Annotated in this window: 17 protein-coding genes and 1 pseudogene; all 18 read left to right on the forward strand. The window is 73.8% G+C overall.

The features are described 5' to 3' along the window. Positions 1-7: 7 nt before the first annotated feature. Positions 8-2,566, forward strand: a complete 2,559-nt coding sequence (locus ACLWS4_RS05325; protein ID WP_416873467.1) for an ABC transporter permease — start codon at positions 8-10, stop codon at positions 2,564-2,566. A 252-nt stretch (positions 2,567-2,818) separates the two neighbouring features. Next, a pseudogene (locus ACLWS4_RS05330) lies at positions 2,819-3,055 on the forward strand (hypothetical protein); the annotation flags it as partial. Between the two features lie 153 nt (positions 3,056-3,208). Beyond that, positions 3,209-3,778, forward strand: coding sequence for a hypothetical protein (locus ACLWS4_RS05335; RefSeq protein ID WP_416873468.1), 570 nt, complete (start codon positions 3,209-3,211; stop codon positions 3,776-3,778). Between the two features lie 57 nt (positions 3,779-3,835). Next, complete coding sequence (hisI, locus tag ACLWS4_RS05340; protein ID WP_074000946.1) at positions 3,836-4,207, forward strand: phosphoribosyl-AMP cyclohydrolase; 372 nt, start codon at positions 3,836-3,838, stop codon at positions 4,205-4,207. A gap of 40 nt (positions 4,208-4,247) precedes the next feature. Then, a complete protein-coding gene (locus ACLWS4_RS05345; RefSeq protein ID WP_049650355.1) occupies positions 4,248-5,771 on the forward strand; it encodes an anthranilate synthase component I in 1,524 nt (507 codons plus the stop codon). 20 nt (positions 5,772-5,791) lie between these two features. After that, positions 5,792-6,244, forward strand: a complete 453-nt coding sequence (locus tag ACLWS4_RS05350) for a Uma2 family endonuclease (protein ID WP_416873469.1) — start codon at positions 5,792-5,794, stop codon at positions 6,242-6,244. 107 nt (positions 6,245-6,351) lie between these two features. Continuing rightward, positions 6,352-6,939 carry a TIGR02234 family membrane protein gene (locus ACLWS4_RS05355; RefSeq protein WP_074000947.1) on the forward strand — a complete coding sequence of 196 codons (588 nt, stop codon included), beginning with the start codon at positions 6,352-6,354 and terminating at the stop codon, positions 6,937-6,939. A gap of 156 nt (positions 6,940-7,095) precedes the next feature. After that, a complete protein-coding gene (locus ACLWS4_RS05360) occupies positions 7,096-7,359 on the forward strand; it encodes an HGxxPAAW family protein (protein ID WP_049651218.1) in 264 nt (87 codons plus the stop codon). 110 nt (positions 7,360-7,469) lie between these two features. Next, entirely contained in the window at positions 7,470-7,919 is a 450-nt protein-coding gene (locus tag ACLWS4_RS05365) for a DUF2752 domain-containing protein (protein WP_049651217.1), read from the forward strand. 341 nt (positions 7,920-8,260) lie between these two features. Continuing rightward, positions 8,261-9,067, forward strand: coding sequence for an indole-3-glycerol phosphate synthase TrpC (trpC, locus tag ACLWS4_RS05370; RefSeq protein ID WP_380745113.1), 807 nt, complete (start codon positions 8,261-8,263; stop codon positions 9,065-9,067). A 10-nt stretch (positions 9,068-9,077) separates the two neighbouring features. Beyond that, positions 9,078-9,227, forward strand: coding sequence for a tryptophan biosynthesis modulator TrpM (trpM, locus tag ACLWS4_RS05375; RefSeq protein ID WP_416873470.1), 150 nt, complete (start codon positions 9,078-9,080; stop codon positions 9,225-9,227). A 53-nt stretch (positions 9,228-9,280) separates the two neighbouring features. After that, complete coding sequence (trpB, locus tag ACLWS4_RS05380; RefSeq protein WP_074000949.1) at positions 9,281-10,549, forward strand: tryptophan synthase subunit beta; 1,269 nt, start codon at positions 9,281-9,283, stop codon at positions 10,547-10,549. Between the two features lie 2 nt (positions 10,550-10,551). Beyond that, positions 10,552-11,361: a tryptophan synthase subunit alpha gene (gene trpA, locus ACLWS4_RS05385; RefSeq protein WP_375873970.1), complete on the forward strand. Its 810-nt coding sequence runs from the start codon at positions 10,552-10,554 to the stop codon at positions 11,359-11,361. Positions 11,362-11,622: 261 nt separating this feature from the next. Further along, positions 11,623-11,826 carry a hypothetical protein gene (locus ACLWS4_RS05390; protein WP_049651214.1) on the forward strand — a complete coding sequence of 68 codons (204 nt, stop codon included), beginning with the start codon at positions 11,623-11,625 and terminating at the stop codon, positions 11,824-11,826. Between the two features lie 128 nt (positions 11,827-11,954). Beyond that, positions 11,955-12,464: a MauE/DoxX family redox-associated membrane protein gene (locus ACLWS4_RS05395; RefSeq protein ID WP_053112044.1), complete on the forward strand. Its 510-nt coding sequence runs from the start codon at positions 11,955-11,957 to the stop codon at positions 12,462-12,464. A 51-nt stretch (positions 12,465-12,515) separates the two neighbouring features. Next, complete coding sequence (locus ACLWS4_RS05400) at positions 12,516-13,379, forward strand: DsbA family protein (RefSeq protein WP_380782918.1); 864 nt, start codon at positions 12,516-12,518, stop codon at positions 13,377-13,379. 118 nt (positions 13,380-13,497) lie between these two features. Next, on the forward strand, positions 13,498-14,580 hold the full coding sequence (lgt, locus tag ACLWS4_RS05405; RefSeq protein WP_416873471.1) for a prolipoprotein diacylglyceryl transferase: 1,083 nt from the start codon (positions 13,498-13,500) through the stop codon (positions 14,578-14,580). Positions 14,581-14,739: 159 nt separating this feature from the next. After that, positions 14,740-15,465: a VIT1/CCC1 transporter family protein gene (locus tag ACLWS4_RS05410; protein WP_107418648.1), complete on the forward strand. Its 726-nt coding sequence runs from the start codon at positions 14,740-14,742 to the stop codon at positions 15,463-15,465. Positions 15,466-15,496: the final 31 nt, after the last annotated feature.

Genomic DNA, 15,496 nt, shown 5'->3' on the forward strand with positions numbered 1-15,496 from the left:
CGAACCCATGCTGAGAACAGCCGTGCGCAACGTCCTGGCGCACAAGGCCCGACTGGCCATGACCGTCCTCGCGGTCTGCCTGGGTGTCGCATTCGCCAGCGGCACCCTCGTCTTCGCGGACTCGGCCGCGGCCGCCTACCGCGCCGCCGCGTCGAGGAACTTCGCCGACATCGCGGTCACCGTCACCGCACGACAGGCCCCGGCCGGGGCCGCCGCGGACCAGCCGGACAGCGTCCTCGACGACGCGCTCGCCCGGCGACTGGCCGCCGTCCCCGGTGTCGCCGCCGTGCGGCCGTCCGTCGACGGCCGGGCCGCCCTGAACGCGGCGGACGGTACCCCGTTGCGGGTCAGGCCGGGCGCGAACCCGGCCGCCGCCTACGTACCCGGCCCCGACGGCGAGGACCGCCGCCACCCCCTCGCCGCAGGCCGTGCCCCGGCGGGCGGCGACGAGATCGCCGTGGACAGCGGCACCGCTGCCGCCGGGCACCTGCACATCGGTGACTCGGTCACGCTGGCCACCGACGGCCCGGCCATGACCATGCGGCTCGTCGGCATCGTCACCACCACGGACACCCGGGTGCTCGCGGGCGGCACCCTCGTCCTGTTCGACCGGGCGACCGCTCAGCGGCTGTTCGCCACTTCGGGCCACTACACCGCGATCGACCTGTCCGCCGCGGCCGGCACCGGCCAGTCCGAACTCGCCCGGCGGGTCGCCACCGTGCTCCCGCCCGACAGGGCCGAGGTCACCACCGCCGCCGCCCGGGCCGCCCAGCAGGCGGTCTACGTCGGCACCCTGATGCGGGGCTACCAGAAGATGCCGACGGTCTTCGCCGGAATCGCGCTGTTCATCGGGTCCTTCCTGGTCATCAATACCTTCACCATGCTCGTCACCCGGCGCACCCGGGAGATCGCGCTGCTCCGGGCGATCGGAGCCTCACGCCGTCAGGTGGTCCGGTCCGTCCTCGTGGAGGCCGTCCTGGTCGGGCTCGCCGCCTCGGCGGCCGGGTTCGTCCTCGGCCTCGGCATCGCCGCCGTCCTGCCCGGCCTGCTGAGCACCGGCGGGGACCTGCTGCCCGACGGCCCGCTGGTCATCGGCCCGCGCCCCGTCCTGGCGGCGCTCGGCGTCGGGGTGGGGGTCACCGTGCTCGCCGCCTGGCTGCCTGCTCGCAAGGCCGCACGCGTCGCGCCCGTCGAGGCGTTGCGTACGGCGCAGCAGCCGCCCGCCGGCCGGTTCCGCGTCCGCGCCGTCGCGGGGCTCGCCCTCCTCGCCCTGGGCGTCGGCCTGCTCGTCCCGCTCACCGGCGCGAAGGACGCCTCGGAGGGGAACCTGCGCGGCGCGATGCTCGGCTGCGGCGTCCTCGTCCTCGCCCTGATCGTGCTGGCGCCGCTACTCGTGGTCCCGGCGATCCGGCTGATCGGCCGCCTGACCGGCCGTTCCGGGATCACCGGTCACCTCGCACAGCAGAACGCGCTGCGCGACCCGCGGCGCACCGCCGCCACCGCCGCCACCCTGCTGGTCAGCACCGCGCTGGTGACCGGCCTCGCCGTCATCGGCAACTCCACCGGGCAGGCGCTCGACCGTCAGGCCGCGGCTGGCCTCGGCGCCGAATACGTGATCAGCACCCGCACCACCACGACCGGCGTCGACCCGGCCGCCGTCCAGCGAGTCGCCCACACCGCCGGGGTGCGGGCCGCGAGCGCCGTCGCGGACTCCGTCCTGTTCATCGGCGGCCGGGTCCGTGACATCTCCGGCGTCGATCCCGACTCCGTGGACGACGTCATGAGGCTCGACTTCCTCAGCGGCTCCGCGAAGGACCTCGGGCCCGGCCGGATCGCCGTCTCCAGCACCATCGCCCGGGAGAGCGGCCTGAGCACCGGCAGCCAGGTCGACGCCACCATCGGCCGGAGCCGGACCTTCGCCAAGTACACCGTCGTGGGCGTCTACCAGGACAATCCCACCGCCCACGACGCCCTCGGCGCCCGCGCCGAGGTGCAGCAGGACGGCTTCCTGCCGGACTCCGTCCAGCGGATCCTGGTCCGCACCGACCCCGGCTCGGTCTCCCCCGCCACCGAGGACCGGCTGCGTGCCGCCGTCGGCAACAACCCGCTGCTGAAGGTGCAGGACCGGCCCGCACTCGTCCGCGAGGCCGCGGGCACCATGGGCAACCTGCTGACCCTGATGTACGGGCTGCTCGCCATCGGCGTCGTGATCGCGGGGCTCGGCATCGTGAACACCCTGGCCATCTCGGTCGCCGAACGAACCCGCGAGATTGGTGTACTGCGCGCCATCGGCATGGACCGCGCGGGCGTCCGGCGGATGATCCGCCTGGAAGCGGTGACCGTCGCGGGCTTCGGCACCCTGCTCGGCCTGGCCGGCGGCCTGTTCGGCGCTTGGGCCGTCGGAGCGTTGGCCAACGGCGCGGTGAGGCAGTACTCCCTGGCGCTGCCCTGGGGGACCCTGCTCCTCGTCTGCCTGCTGTCCCTCGCGGTCGGCGCTCTCGCCGCCGTCGTACCGGCCCGCCGGGCAGCCGCCCTGAAACCGCTCGAAGCCGTCGCGGAGGCGTGACCCCGGGCCCCGGCACGGCAATCGCGGAACGACGAAGGCCCCGGCCGGCGAACCGGTCGGGGCCTTCGTGAAGGCGGAGGATACGAGATTCGAACTCGTGAGGGGTTGCCCCCAACCTGGGGCCACCCGGCACCTCAGCTTCGAACCCCGCACCCGTGAACAGGTCGAAGCGATCACCGCCCGCTCCATCGACTCCGCGCGCGCCACCCGCGCACCGAGTACTGCCTCGCCGTCACCCGGCGCGGTGAACACCGGCTGATCGGCTACGCGCGGCTGGCCACCGAGCCACAACAGGCCGCGTCCATCGGGTTCGCCCTCCATCCGGCCGCGTGGGGCAAGGGCCTCGCTGCCTCGCCGTCCGGGCGAGGCAGCGAGGCGCGGGAAGCTTTTCTCTCGGGGATTCTTTGTTTCTTCCGACCCCTTCCCCTGTGTGGGAAGGGGTCGGAAGAAACAATTTTCTTTTATTTGAATTTTCTCTATCCAGGATAGGTTTCCTGCGGCGTCACCTCAGGGTGCAGCCGGTTGGTGAGCCGGTCTCGGATGGCGGGTCTACCGACCTTCAGGTCCCGGCGGGCCGCCCGTACGGGGCGAGTTTGGCGAAGCGGCTGCCAGGTGGGGGCCGGGTGGGCCATCCTCGTGGCCATGACCTCCGAGCAGCCGCCGTCCGCAGTCGGCTCCCGCCCGTCCCGCGGCCTGGTCCTCACCGTTGCCGCCGTGCTGGTCGTCCTGCTCGCGGTGGTGGCCACCGCGGTGCTGTGGCCGGACGACAAGAAGCCGGCCGCCGCGCCGCCGCCGCCCACGCCGACTCCCACGGCCACCCAGACGCCGACACCCACCCCCACGCCCACGCCGCAGCCGCCGTACGCGTTCTTCCCGGTCGGCGCCTGCTTCGACCACCCGCAGCTGAGCCCGGTGATCACCAAGCCGGAGGAACGCCCCTGCGTCGGCGACCACGACGGCGAGGTGATCGCCGACCTCAAGCTCGCGGACGGGATCACCGGCGACATCCCGCTGGCGCTTGCCATGCGCGACGGCTGCAAGGAGGTCGAAGCCGCCGCCAAGGCCCGCCAGGGCGACGGAAAGACCTACTACGGCCGCCAGTTCGGCCCGGCGATGGCCAACTACCAGCAGGGCTGGCGTGACTACACCTGCACCCTGGCCGCCAGCAACAAGCAGGGCGGCCCCAAGCTCACCGGGCAGTTGCGCCCGTAGCGGCTCCCGCGGGGGAGCGAGGCGGGCGCGGCGGGGCGGGCTGACACAATGGGGTGCATGTCCACCACACCCGCCGCTCCCGGCAGCACCGCCCTCGCCCCCGAGATCGCCGCGCGGCTCAAGCGCTCCGAGGACGGGCTGGTCCCGGCCATCGCCCAGCAGTACGACACCGGCGAGGTGCTGATGCTCGGGTGGATGGACGACGAGGCGCTGCACCGCACCCTGACCACGGGCCGCTGCACCTACTGGAGCCGCAGCCGCCGTGAGTACTGGGTGAAGGGCGACACCTCGGGCCACGTCCAGGCGGTCAAGTCGGTGGCCCTGGACTGCGACGGCGACACCCTGCTGGTCAGGGTCGACCAGAGTGGCGCGGCCTGCCACACCGGCGACCGCACCTGCTTCGACGCCGACGTGCTCCCGCTCTCCTGACCCCAGTCCACTCGAAGAACTCAAGAAGGTGCCGCCCGTCATGGATCTCGAAGCCTTCCGCAAGCTCGCCGTCGACACCCGGGTCATCCCGGTCACCCGCAGGCTCCTCGCGGACGGTCTCACCCCGATCGGCCTCTACCGCACCCTCGCCGAGGAGCGGCCCGGCACCTTCCTGCTGGAGTCCGCCGAGCAGGGCCGCAGCTGGTCGCGCTACTCCTTCGTCGGGGTGCGCAGCGCCGCCGCGCTGACCGTCGGCCCGGACGGCGGGGCCCGCTGGCTCGGCACCCCGCCGGTCGGCATCCCCACCGCCGGCGACCCGCTGGAGGTGCTGCGCGCCACCCTCCAGGCGCTGCACACCCCGCGGCTGGAGGACGACGGCCTGCCCCCGCTCACCGGCGGCCTGGTCGGCTACCTCGGCTACGACATCGTCCGCCGGTTGGAGAAGCTGCCCGACCTCAACCCGGACGACCTGGGCCTGCCCGAGCTGACCATGCTGCTCGCCACCGACCTCGCGGTGCTCGACCACGTCGACGGCACGGTGCTGCTGATCGCCAACGCCGTCAACCACAACGACCTGGCCAGCGGCGCGGACGAGGCCTGGGCGGACGCGGTGGCCCGGCTGGACGCGATGGAGGCCGAGCTGTCCAAGCCGGTCGACCCGGGCCTGGCCACCTTCACCCCGGCCGGCCCGGGCGAGGTGCACTCGCCGTTCGGTGGCGAGCCGTACCGGGCCGCGGTGGAGACGATCAAGGAGCGGATCCGGGCCGGCGAGGCCTTCCAGGTGGTGCCCTCGCAGCGCTTCGAGGCGCCCTGCCCGGCCTCCGCGCTGGACGTCTACCGGGTGCTGCGCACCACCAACCCCAGCCCGTACATGTACCTGTTCCGCTTCCCCGGGCCGGACGGCGGGGCCGAGGGCGGCTTCGACGTGGTCGGCTCCAGCCCGGAGGCGCTGGTCAAGGTCACCGACGGCGAGGCGATGCTGCACCCGATCGCCGGCACCCGGCACCGCGGCGACACCCCGCAGGAGGACGCGGAGCTGGCCGCCGAGCTGCTCGCCGACCCCAAGGAGCGGGCCGAGCACCTGATGCTGGTGGACCTCGGCCGCAACGACCTCGGCCGGGTCTGCGAGCCGGGCAGCGTCGAGGTGGTCGACTTCATGCACATCGAGCGCTACAGCCACGTGATGCACATCGTGTCGACGGTGACCGGCACGGTCGCCCCGGGGCGGACCGCCTTCGACGTGCTGACCGCCTGCTTCCCGGCCGGCACCCTCTCCGGCGCGCCCAAGCCGCGGGCGATGCGGATCATCGAGGAGCTGGAGCCCACCCGCCGCGGCCTGTACGGCGGCTGCGTCGGCTACCTGGACTTCGCCGGGGACTCGGACACCGCGATCGCGATCCGCACCGCGGTGCTGCGCGACGGCACCGCGTACGTGCAGGCCGGCGCGGGCGTGGTCGCCGACTCCGACCCGCACGGCGAGGACACCGAGTGCCGCAACAAGGCGGCCGCCGTGCTGCGGGCGGTCGCCACCGCCAATACGCTGCGGACGCCGGAACTGTCCTGACGTGTGAGGAGGCGGCCGGGATGCCCGAGGCGCCGTACGACGAGCTGAGCTGGGAGGCCGTTTTCGGGACGGCCTCCCAGATCCGGGAAGGGCTCGCGGGGGCGGGGCGGGTGCTGTCCGGGGTCCTGATCGACTTCCCGGCCGCGCACGGCCCGCTCGCCCCGGACCTGGTGGTGGTCGCTCCCGGCGCCGCCCGCACCGCCCGGGGCCGGTACGGGGCCGCGGACGCCGAGGCGGTGCTGGAGGTGGCGCACCCGGGCCGTGACCACGTCTTCGCGCGGGCCTGCGCGGAGAGCGGCGTGCCGCTGTACGTGGTGGTCGATCCGGCGGCGGCGGTCTGCACCGTGCACACCGCGCCGTCCCCCGAGGGGGTGTACCGGGAGGCGGAGCGGGTGCCGTTCGGCAACGACCTGTTCCTGCCGCTCGGCGGCCGCACGGTGGTGCTGCGGACGGACGGGTTCCCCACGCCGTGACCCACCCCGCCCGCCGCCCCGCCCGCCACCCCGCCCGACGGCTCGCCCGACGGCCCGTTCCCCACCCCGGGTACGGACCCCGGCGTCGGTCGGGGGATAGTGGACGGGTGACCGCTGAGCAGACCCCCGCCCCCGCCGCCCCCAGCCGCCGCACCCTCGGCATCATGCTGCTGCTGACCGTGCTGAGCGCCGTGCTGGTGCTGACCGCGGTCGGGCGGACCTGGGCCGAGGGCCGGGCCGGCACCCTGGACGTGTCCGTCACCGGCGGCAGGATCTCCGAACTGCCCGGCGGGCTGGCCCTGGTGGGCCTCGCCGCGGCCGTCGCGGTGTTCGCGGTGCGCGGCGCCGGCCGGCTGGCGGTCGGCGCGCTGACCCTGCTGGCCGGGCTCGGCGCGGCCGCCGCCTCGGTGGCCGGGGCGGGCGACACCGCCGCGCTGGACGCCGAGGCCGCCCGCAAGCTGGCGCTGACCGGTTCGGCGGCCACCGAGGTCTCGCACACCGCCTGGCCCTGGGTCGCGCTGGTCGGCGGGGTCCTGCTGGCCCTGGCCGGACTGCTCACCCTGCGCTACGGCCGGGGCTGGCCGGCCATGGGCAGCCGCTACGAGGCGCCGACCCGCAAGGCCCCGGCGCGGACCGAGACGCCGGGCGACCTGTGGAAGGCCCTGGACCGGGGCGAGGACCCGACCGCGGTGTGAGCCGCGCGCATGTGACGCGGCCCGCGCGCATGTGACGCGATAGACCCGCCACCCGCTTTGGGCCGTCGGTGTGTGGCCCGGCACAATGGAACCCGTCAACCCGCCGGCGGCCCCGCAGGCCCGGCCGGGCCCCGAGAGCCAAGGAGCACCACTCAGATGGCAGCAGCAGCACACGGCCACACCACCGCCGCCTGGACCGGCGTCGTCATCTCCTTCGTCGGCTTCGGCGTCGCGGGCGTCGCCATGATCCTGCCGTCGGTTCTGCTCGTCTGGGTCGGCCTGGCGGTCATCCTGGCCGGCGGCGTGGTCGGCAAGGCCATGTCCCTCGCGGGCATGGGCAAGCAGCCCAGCGCCAACGTCTACAAGTCGGCCGAGGAGCAGCTCGCGGCCCGTGAGGCCCGCGCCGCCGTCGCCGCCTGACGACGGGCTCGTCGCACCACACGACCACACGTTTGTCGTACATCGGAACGGCGGGCGCGCCACGCCCGCCGTTTCGTCGTGTCCGGGCCCGACCCGGGCAGAATCGGGGCGTGAACGCCGCCCCCACCGCTTCCACCGCCTCCGCCCCGCCGCCCGTGCGGCGCCGGCTGAGCCCGCCGCTGACCGCGCTGGCGGCGGTGGCCGTCCCCGCCGCGTACGTCGCCGTGGTGGACCCGAACACCCCCGGGCACTACCCCGAGTGCCCGTTCCTGACCGCCACCGGCTGGTGGTGCCCCGGCTGCGGGGGGCTGCGCTGCGTCCACGCGCTGAGCCACGGGGACCTCACCGGCGCCCTGCACGACAACGCCGTCGTGGTCCTGCTGTTCGGCGTGCTGGCGGTGCTGTGGCTGCGCTGGGGCTGGGCCGCGCTGACCGGCGGGCCGCCGCCCAGGATCACCGTCGGGGGCCGGCGGTGGGCGCTGATCGCCCTGCTGGTGCTGGTGTTCACAGTGGTGCGCAACTCGGGGGTCGGTGCCGGGCTGGCGCCGCCGCTGGTCTGACCGGGCCGCGCGACCGCCGCGTCCCGGCTGCCGTACCGCGGCCCCTGACCGTGGTCCTCGACCGCGCGGCCGCCGCTTCCCGTACGCCGTGACGCCACGTCCCGGCCACCGGTCGAGGCCGGCTCGGAGAGCGTCCGAAAACCGGTGCGAAGACCGTCCGAAAACCGGTGCACGCCCGGTGAAGCCGCAGCTGGGGACCGCCGGAGCGGGAGTCCGGTCCGCGAGACGCGGTTCGAACCGGTGCGCCCCCCGCCCCCGGGTGCCGATACCATCGAAGAGTCGGTGGGCTGTCGCCCGCCGGCTCACGCCGGCCAACTGGCAGAAAAGATGGGGGCTCCTGAGTGAGTGTGCTCGACTCGATCATCGAAGGGGTCCGCGAGGACCTCGCCGAGCGGCAGGCCCTGGTCTCCCTGGACGAGCTCAAGGCGCTGGCCGCCAAGGCTCCGGAGGCCAAGGACGGCGTCGCCGCCCTCCGGGGCGACGGGGTCCGGGTGATCTGCGAGGTGAAGCGCTCCAGCCCGTCCAAGGGCGCCCTGGCCTCGATCGCCGATCCGGCCGCCCTGGCGGTGGACTACGCGGCCGGCGGTGCCGCCGCGATCAGCGTGCTGACCGAGCAGCGCCGCTTCGGCGGTTCGCTGGCCGACCTGGACGCCGTCCGCGCCGCGGTGGACACCCCGCTGCTGCGCAAGGACTTCATCGTCACCGCCTACCAGCTGTGGGAGGCCCGTGCGCACGGCGCCGACCTCGCGCTGCTGATCGTCGCGGCCCTCGACCAGCCGGCCCTGGTGTCGCTGATCGAGCGCGCCGAGTCGATCGGCCTCACCCCGCTGGTCGAGGTGCACGACGAGGAGGAGATCAAGCGCGCGGTGGACGCCGGGGCCCGGATCATCGGCGTCAACGCCCGCAACCTGAAGACGCTCGAGGTGGACCGCAACACCTTCGAGAACGTCGCCCACGCCATCCCGGACGGCATCGTCAAGATCGCCGAGTCCGGTGTGCGCGGCCCGCTGGACGTGATCAACTACGCCAACCTCGGCGCCGACGCGGTGCTGGTCGGCGAGTCCCTGGTGACCGGCAAGGACCCGCGCGCCGCGGTCGCCGACCTGGTCGCCGCCGGGGCCCACCCCGCCGTCCGGCACAAGGACTGACCCCCACCCCATGAAGATCGCCGCCCGACTCGCCCCCGGTTGCCGCCCGCGCGGCTGCCGCGCGCCCGCACGCCGGGTGCTGGGGCGTCGGGTGCGGTACGTCATCGGGTGCGAGCCCGGGCAGGTGCCGGGACGGCGATGGTGCGTGACGTCCGGCTGAAGCCCAGCCGGGAAGACGTCGTTGTCGTCCATCTCCGTTCAAGGGAAACCACCATGTCCGAAAAGGACTACCTGCCCGGCGCCCAGGTGCCGGACGCGCGCGGCTACTTCGGCGCGTACGGCGGCCGCTTCATCCCCGAGGCGCTGGTCGCCGCGGTCGAGCAGGTCGCCGAGGAGTACGAGAAGGCCAAGACCGACCCGGCCTTCACCGCCGAGCTCGACGCGCTGCTCAAGGACTACACCGGGCGCCCGAGCCCGCTGACCGACGTGCACCGCTTCTCCGCCGAGGCGGGCGGCGCGCGCATCCTGCTCAAGCGCGAGGACCTCAACCACACCGGCTCGCACAAGATCAACAACGTGCTGGGCCAGGCGCTGCTCACCAAGCGGATGGGCAAGACCCGGATCATCGCCGAGACCGGCGCCGGCCAGCACGGCGTGGCCACCGCGACCGCCTGCGCCCTGTTCGGCTTCGACTGCACCATCTACATGGGCGAGGTCGACACCCAGCGCCAGGCGCTCAACGTCGCCCGGATGCGGATGCTCGGCGCCGAGGTGGTGGCCGTCAAGTCCGGCAGCCGGACGCTCAAGGACGCCATCAACGAGGCGTTCCGGGACTGGGTCGCCAACGTCGACTCCACCCACTACCTGTTCGGCACCGTCGCCGGGCCGCACCCCTTCCCGATGATGGTCCGGGACTTCCACCGGGTCATCGGCGTCGAGGCGCGGCAACAGGTGCTCGACCGGACCGGCCGGCTGCCCGACGCCGTCGTGGCCTGCGTCGGCGGCGGCTCCAACGCGATGGGGATCTTCCACGAGTTCATCCCGGACGCCGGGGTGCGGCTGATCGGCTGCGAGGCGGCCGGCGAGGGCGCCGAGACGCCCCGGCACGCGGCCACCCTCACCAAGGGGGACCCGGGCGTGCTGCACGGCTCCCGGACGTACGTCCTCCAGGACGAGGACGGGCAGACCATCGAGTCGCACTCGATTTCGGCCGGGCTGGACTACCCGGGCGTCGGGCCGGAGCACGCCTGGCTGAAGGACACCGGGCGCGCCGAGTACCGTCCGGTCACCGACGACGCCGCGATGCAGGCGCTGCGGCTGCTGTCCCGCACCGAGGGGATCATCCCGGCCATCGAGAGCGCCCACGCGCTCGCCGGGGCGCTGGAGCTGGGGCGCGAGCTCGGGCCGGAGGCGACCATCCTGGTCTCGCTGTCGGGACGCGGGGACAAGGACATGCACACCGCGGCCGAGTACTTCGGGCTGTACGACGAGCCGGGGGCCGGGTCCGCCGGGCCGGCCGACTCCGCCGAGGGGGGTAAGTGATCATGGCTTCCAAGCTGAGCGACATCCTGGCCGCGGCCAAGGCCGAGGACCGGGCCGCGCTGATCGGCTACCTGCCGGCCGGGTTCCCGACCGTGGACGGCGGCATCCGGGCGGTCAACGCGCTGATCGAGGGCGGCTGCGACGTGGTCGAGGTCGGGCTGCCGCACTCCGACCCGGTGCTGGACGGCGCCGTCATCCAGACCGCCGACGACATCGCGCTGCGGGGCGGCGTGCGGATCAAGGACGTGCTGCGCACCGTCCAGGAGGTCGCCTCCGCGCACCCCGCGGCGGCGGTGCTGGTGATGACGTACTGGAACCCGGTCGACCGCTACGGGGTGGCGCGGTTCGCCGCCGACCTGGCGGCCGCGGGCGGGGCCGGCTGCATCCTGCCGGACCTGCCGGTGGAGGAGTCCGAGGAGTGGCGCAAGGCGGCGGACGAGCACGGTCTGGACACCGTGTTCGTGGTCGCCCCCAGCAGCAAGGACGCGCGGCTGGCGGAGGTCACGGCGGCGGGCAGCGGGTTCGTGTACGCGGCCGCGGTGATGGGCGTGACCGGGACGCGGTCGGCCGTCGGCTCGATGGCCGAGGACCTGGTCGCCCGGACCCGGGCCACCACCGACCTGCCGGTCTGCGTCGGGCTCGGGGTCTCGGACGCGGTGCAGGCGGCGGAGGTCGCCCGGTTCGCGGACGGGGTCATCGTGGGGTCGGCGTTCGTGAAGCGGATCCTGGCCGCGGGCGAGGACGAGGAAGCGGCGCTGGACGCGGTGCGGGCCCTGGCCGGGGAACTGGCCTCGGGCGTGCGGCGGAGCTGACGCGCGGTAGGACCATCAGGCCGGCGGCCCTCCACTCCTCGGGAGTGGGGGGCCGCGGGTCTTTTCGTGGGTGTGTTTCCGGGGCCGCGCTCCTGAGGGGCGCGGCCCCGGGCGCGCGGCATTTGCCGTGCGCGCCGACCGGAGTGCGGACCCGAACGGGTGAACAAGGGGTGGGGACACGCATCAGGCGGGGTTGGCGGACGTTGAGTGGAGGGAGGAGTGCACGAACGGTTGCCGGGGCGAGCGGGAAGGGGTGAGCCGGTGCGGAGTGTCCAGCGGGCCGTCCTGCTGCGGGCGGCGGCGGCCGTGGTGGTGCTCGTCGGCGCGGTCGGGGTGCACGTGGAGGTGGGCCACGCGTTGGCGAAGCGGGGCGCCGAGCGGGCGGAGCGGGAGGCGGTGGCGTGCGCGGAGGCGGCCCGGCACCCCGACCTGTTCGAGGCGGGGTGGTTGGCGGGGTGCCGCTGACGCACGGGTGTTCGGACTGTTCGGACGGAACGTCACTCATCCGGCGTCATTCCCGACCGCGGAGAAACCCCCCTCCGCCCCCGACGGTTCCTCAGGGAGTGAACGAGTTTCCCGAGGGGGGTTCCCTGATGACCGCGCAGCCCGGTGGCTCCGCGCCCACGCCGACGGCGGGGCGGCCGGTGCCGGCCTGGAGCGAGTGGCTCGGCACGGTCGTCCGGCTCGGCCTCGCGGTGGTCTGGGGGTGGGCCGGGCTGGCGAAGATCTCCGACCCGGCGGAGGCCGCGCAGGCCGTCCGGGCCTACGAGATCCTCCCCGAGGGCCTGGTCAAGCCGATCGGCTACGGCCTGCCGTTCCTGGAGCTGGCGCTGGCCCTGCTGCTGGTGGTGGGCCTCGGCGTCCGGCTGGTGGCCGGGGTCTCCGCGCTCCTGCTGCTGGCCTTCATCGCCGGGATCGCCTCCGCCTGGGCGCGCGGCATCTCGATCGACTGCGGCTGCTTCGGCGGCGGCGGGCACGTCGACGCGTCCCAGACGGAGTACCTCCAGGAGATCCTGCGCGACACCGGGTTCCTGCTGCTGGCCGGGTGGCTGCTGTGGCGGCCCCGCACCCGGCTGTCGGCGGACGGCTGGCTGGCGAGCTGACCCCCACATCCCTGCACCCCGACGAAGGCCCCGACCGTGGATGTCAACGCAATGAGCGAGAAGAACCGAGAAGGCAAGCGCACCGCCCGTGAGCGGATGCTGGAGCAGCGGGCGGCCGACGAGGCCTCCTCCCGGCGCAAGAAGAAGCTGATCGTGGGCGGCTCCGTGCTCGCGGTGATCGCCGCCGCGGTGATCGTCGGCGTCGTGGTGCAGAACCAGCGCTCCAAGCCGGAGACGCCGGTCGCCGCCCCGGCCGGGACGATCGGCGACAAGAACCTGGTCATCCCGGTCGGCGCCGACAACGCGCCCTCCGTCCTCACCGTCTACGAGGACCCGCGCTGCCCCGCCTGCGGCACCTTCGAGCGCGAGTTCTCGTCGACCATCGACCAGCTGGAGGACGCCGGGAAGATCTACACGAACTACCACATCGTGTCGTTCATCGACCGGGCCGTGGCGGGCAAGGGCTCCCGGAACGGCGCCAACGCGCTGGGCTGCGCCCAGGACGCCGGGCACTTCCGGGACTTCCACGACGTGCTGTACCGCAACCAGCCGGACGAGACCAACGACGCCTTCGGCGACAAGGCCGTGCTGCTCGGCCTGGCCAAGCAGGTCAACGGCCTGGACACGCCCGCGTTCCAGTCCTGCGTCAAGGACAGCAGGTTCGGCGGCTGGGTGTCCGCGGTGCAGCAGGACTTCGACAAGTCCAGCTTCAAGTCCACGCCGACGGTGCTGCTCAACGGCCAGCCGGTCTACCCGAAGAACGGCAGCGAGGAGATCACCCCGGCGAACCTGGCGAAGTGGGTGGACGCCGCGAACCAGGGCAAGCAGCTGGGCACGGCGGGTTCGCACGGGCAGACCCCGGCGCCGACCAGCACCGCCTCGGAGGCCAACAACCCGTCGCCGACGGCCGGCTGAGCCCGCCGGGCCGCGCCGCCCCTCCCCGTCCGGAGGCGGCGGCGCGGCCCGTTGTTCGGTTTCTGTGACCCCAAGGGTGTCCGAGCGGGCCTTCGGACCCTGTAGCGTCGGAACTGCCATGGATATCGCCTACATTCCCAGCCCGTCGCGGGGCGTCCTGTACCTCGGACCGATCCCGCTGCGCGCCTACGCCTTCTGCATCATCCTCGGTGTCGTCGTGGCCGTCTGGCTCGGCAGCAAGCGCTGGGTCGCCCGGGGCGGTGCCAAGCACACCGTCGGCGACATCGCCGTGTGGGCCGTGCCGTTCGGCCTGGTCGGCGGCCGCCTCTACCACGTGATCACCGACGGCGGCCGCCTGTACTTCGCCGAGGGGAAGAACCCCTGGGACGCCCTCAAGATCTGGGAGGGCGGCCTCGGCATCTGGGGCGCGGTCGCGCTGGGCGCGGTCGGCGCCTGGATCGGCGCCCGCCGCCGGGGCGTGCCGCTGCCCGCGTACGCCGACGCCATCGCGCCGGGCATCGCCCTCGCGCAGGCGCTGGGCCGCTGGGGCAACTACTTCAACCAGGAGCTGTACGGCCGGTCGACCACCCTGCCGTGGGGCCTGGAGATCGACAAGACGCTGCCCAACGGCGAGGTCGTGAAGGGCGTCTACCAGCCGACCTTCCTGTACGAGTCGCTGTGGTGCGTCGGTGTCGCGCTGCTGGTGATCTGGGCGGACCGCCGCTTCACGCTGGGCCACGGCCGGGCGTTCGCGCTGTACGTGGCCGCGTACACGGTGGGCCGGTTCTGGATCGAGTGGCTGCGGATCGACGACGCGCACGTCTACTTCGGCCTGCGGCTGAACGACTGGGTGTCCATCGCGGTGTTCGTGGGCGCGGTGGCGTACTTCGTGATCGTGGGCAGGAAGCGGCCCGGGCGGGAGGACCCGGCGAGCATCGATCCGGCCGCGCAGGAGGAGCGGGACGCCGCGGCGGAGGCCGCCGCGACGGGCGGTGCCGCGACGGAGGCCGCCCGGGGCGAGGGCAAGGGCGGCAAGAAGGCCGGGAAGTCCGACGAGAAGGCTGGGAAGGCCGAGGAGAAGGCCGACGGCAAGGCCGAGGAAAAGGCCGACGGGAAGCCGGTTCTGCGGAAGCCGGCCGGGCCCGTGGACGGGAAGCCGGCCGCCGAGACGGCCGGCGAGGACGTCAAGAACCCGATCTGACCTGGGAGTTCCCCCGGCTGAGGCCACCCTTCGCGAGGCTCGCGAAGGGTGGCCTCAGTGGTGTTCGGACAGCCTTACTTTGCTGGAAATGCCCAGGTCAGACGGGCTACGTTCAGGGCTGACGAACGACGACGGAGGGGAACGACGATGAGTGCGACCATGATGGAGGCCGACGCCGGGCACCAGCCCCGGATACCCGCGGCGGACCACCACCGGGACGTCAACGGCGGCTGGCTGCGGCCGGCCGTGTTCGGCGCGGTGGACGGGCTGGTGTCCAACTTCGCGCTGATGACCGGCGTGGTCGGCGGGGCGGCGTCCAACGGGACGGTGATCCTGACCGGGCTGGCGGGCCTGGCGGCCGGCGCCTGCTCGATGGCGGCGGGGGAGTACACCTCGGTGGCCTCGCAGCGGGAGCTGGTGCAGGCCGAGATCGAGGCCGAGCGGCTGGAGCTGAGCCGCAACCCGCACGGGGAGCTGGCCGAGCTGGCCCAGCTGTACGTCTCGCGCGGGGTGGACCCGGAGCTGGCCCACGAGGTGGCCCGGCAGCTGTCCGCGGACCCGGAGCTGGCCCTGGAGGTGCACGCCCGCGAGGAGCTGGGCGTCGACCCGACCGACCTGCCCTCGCCGCTGGTGGCGGCCGGCTCGTCGTTCCTGTGCTTCGCGCTCGGTGCGCTGCTGCCGCTGCTGCCGTACCTGCTGGGGGCGACCGCGCTGCTGCCGGCGATGCTGCTGGCGGGGGCCGGGCTGTTCCTGTGCGGCGCGGTGGTGGCCCGGGTGACGGCGCGCAGCTGGTGGTTCAGCGGGCTGCGGCAGCTGGTGCTGGGCGGTGCGGCGGCCGGGGTGACCTACCTGCTCGGGTGGCTGATCGGCGGCCATCTGGGGTGACCATGGAGTGCATGGTTATGCTGGTGAGTGG

The sequence above is a fragment of the Kitasatospora sp. SC0581 genome (assembly GCF_048159585.1).
Lineage (GTDB): Bacteria > Actinomycetota > Actinomycetes > Streptomycetales > Streptomycetaceae > Kitasatospora.

Coding starts and splice junctions, on each gene's coding strand:
- ACLWS4_RS05325 (WP_416873467.1), top strand. CDS start 8: ATGCTGAGAACAGCCGTGCGCAACGTCCTGGCGCACAAGGCCCGACTG.
- ACLWS4_RS05335 (WP_416873468.1), top strand. CDS start 3,209: ATGACCTCCGAGCAGCCGCCGTCCGCAGTCGGCTCCCGCCCGTCCCGC.
- hisI (WP_074000946.1), top strand. CDS start 3,836: ATGTCCACCACACCCGCCGCTCCCGGCAGCACCGCCCTCGCCCCCGAG.
- ACLWS4_RS05345 (WP_049650355.1), top strand. CDS start 4,248: ATGGATCTCGAAGCCTTCCGCAAGCTCGCCGTCGACACCCGGGTCATC.
- ACLWS4_RS05350 (WP_416873469.1), top strand. CDS start 5,792: ATGCCCGAGGCGCCGTACGACGAGCTGAGCTGGGAGGCCGTTTTCGGG.
- ACLWS4_RS05360 (WP_049651218.1), top strand. CDS start 7,096: ATGGCAGCAGCAGCACACGGCCACACCACCGCCGCCTGGACCGGCGTC.
- trpM (WP_416873470.1), top strand. CDS start 9,078: ATGAAGATCGCCGCCCGACTCGCCCCCGGTTGCCGCCCGCGCGGCTGC.
- trpB (WP_074000949.1), top strand. CDS start 9,281: ATGTCCGAAAAGGACTACCTGCCCGGCGCCCAGGTGCCGGACGCGCGC.
- trpA (WP_375873970.1), top strand. CDS start 10,552: ATGGCTTCCAAGCTGAGCGACATCCTGGCCGCGGCCAAGGCCGAGGAC.
- ACLWS4_RS05395 (WP_053112044.1), top strand. CDS start 11,955: ATGACCGCGCAGCCCGGTGGCTCCGCGCCCACGCCGACGGCGGGGCGG.
- ACLWS4_RS05400 (WP_380782918.1), top strand. CDS start 12,516: ATGAGCGAGAAGAACCGAGAAGGCAAGCGCACCGCCCGTGAGCGGATG.
- lgt (WP_416873471.1), top strand. CDS start 13,498: ATGGATATCGCCTACATTCCCAGCCCGTCGCGGGGCGTCCTGTACCTC.
- ACLWS4_RS05410 (WP_107418648.1), top strand. CDS start 14,740: ATGATGGAGGCCGACGCCGGGCACCAGCCCCGGATACCCGCGGCGGAC.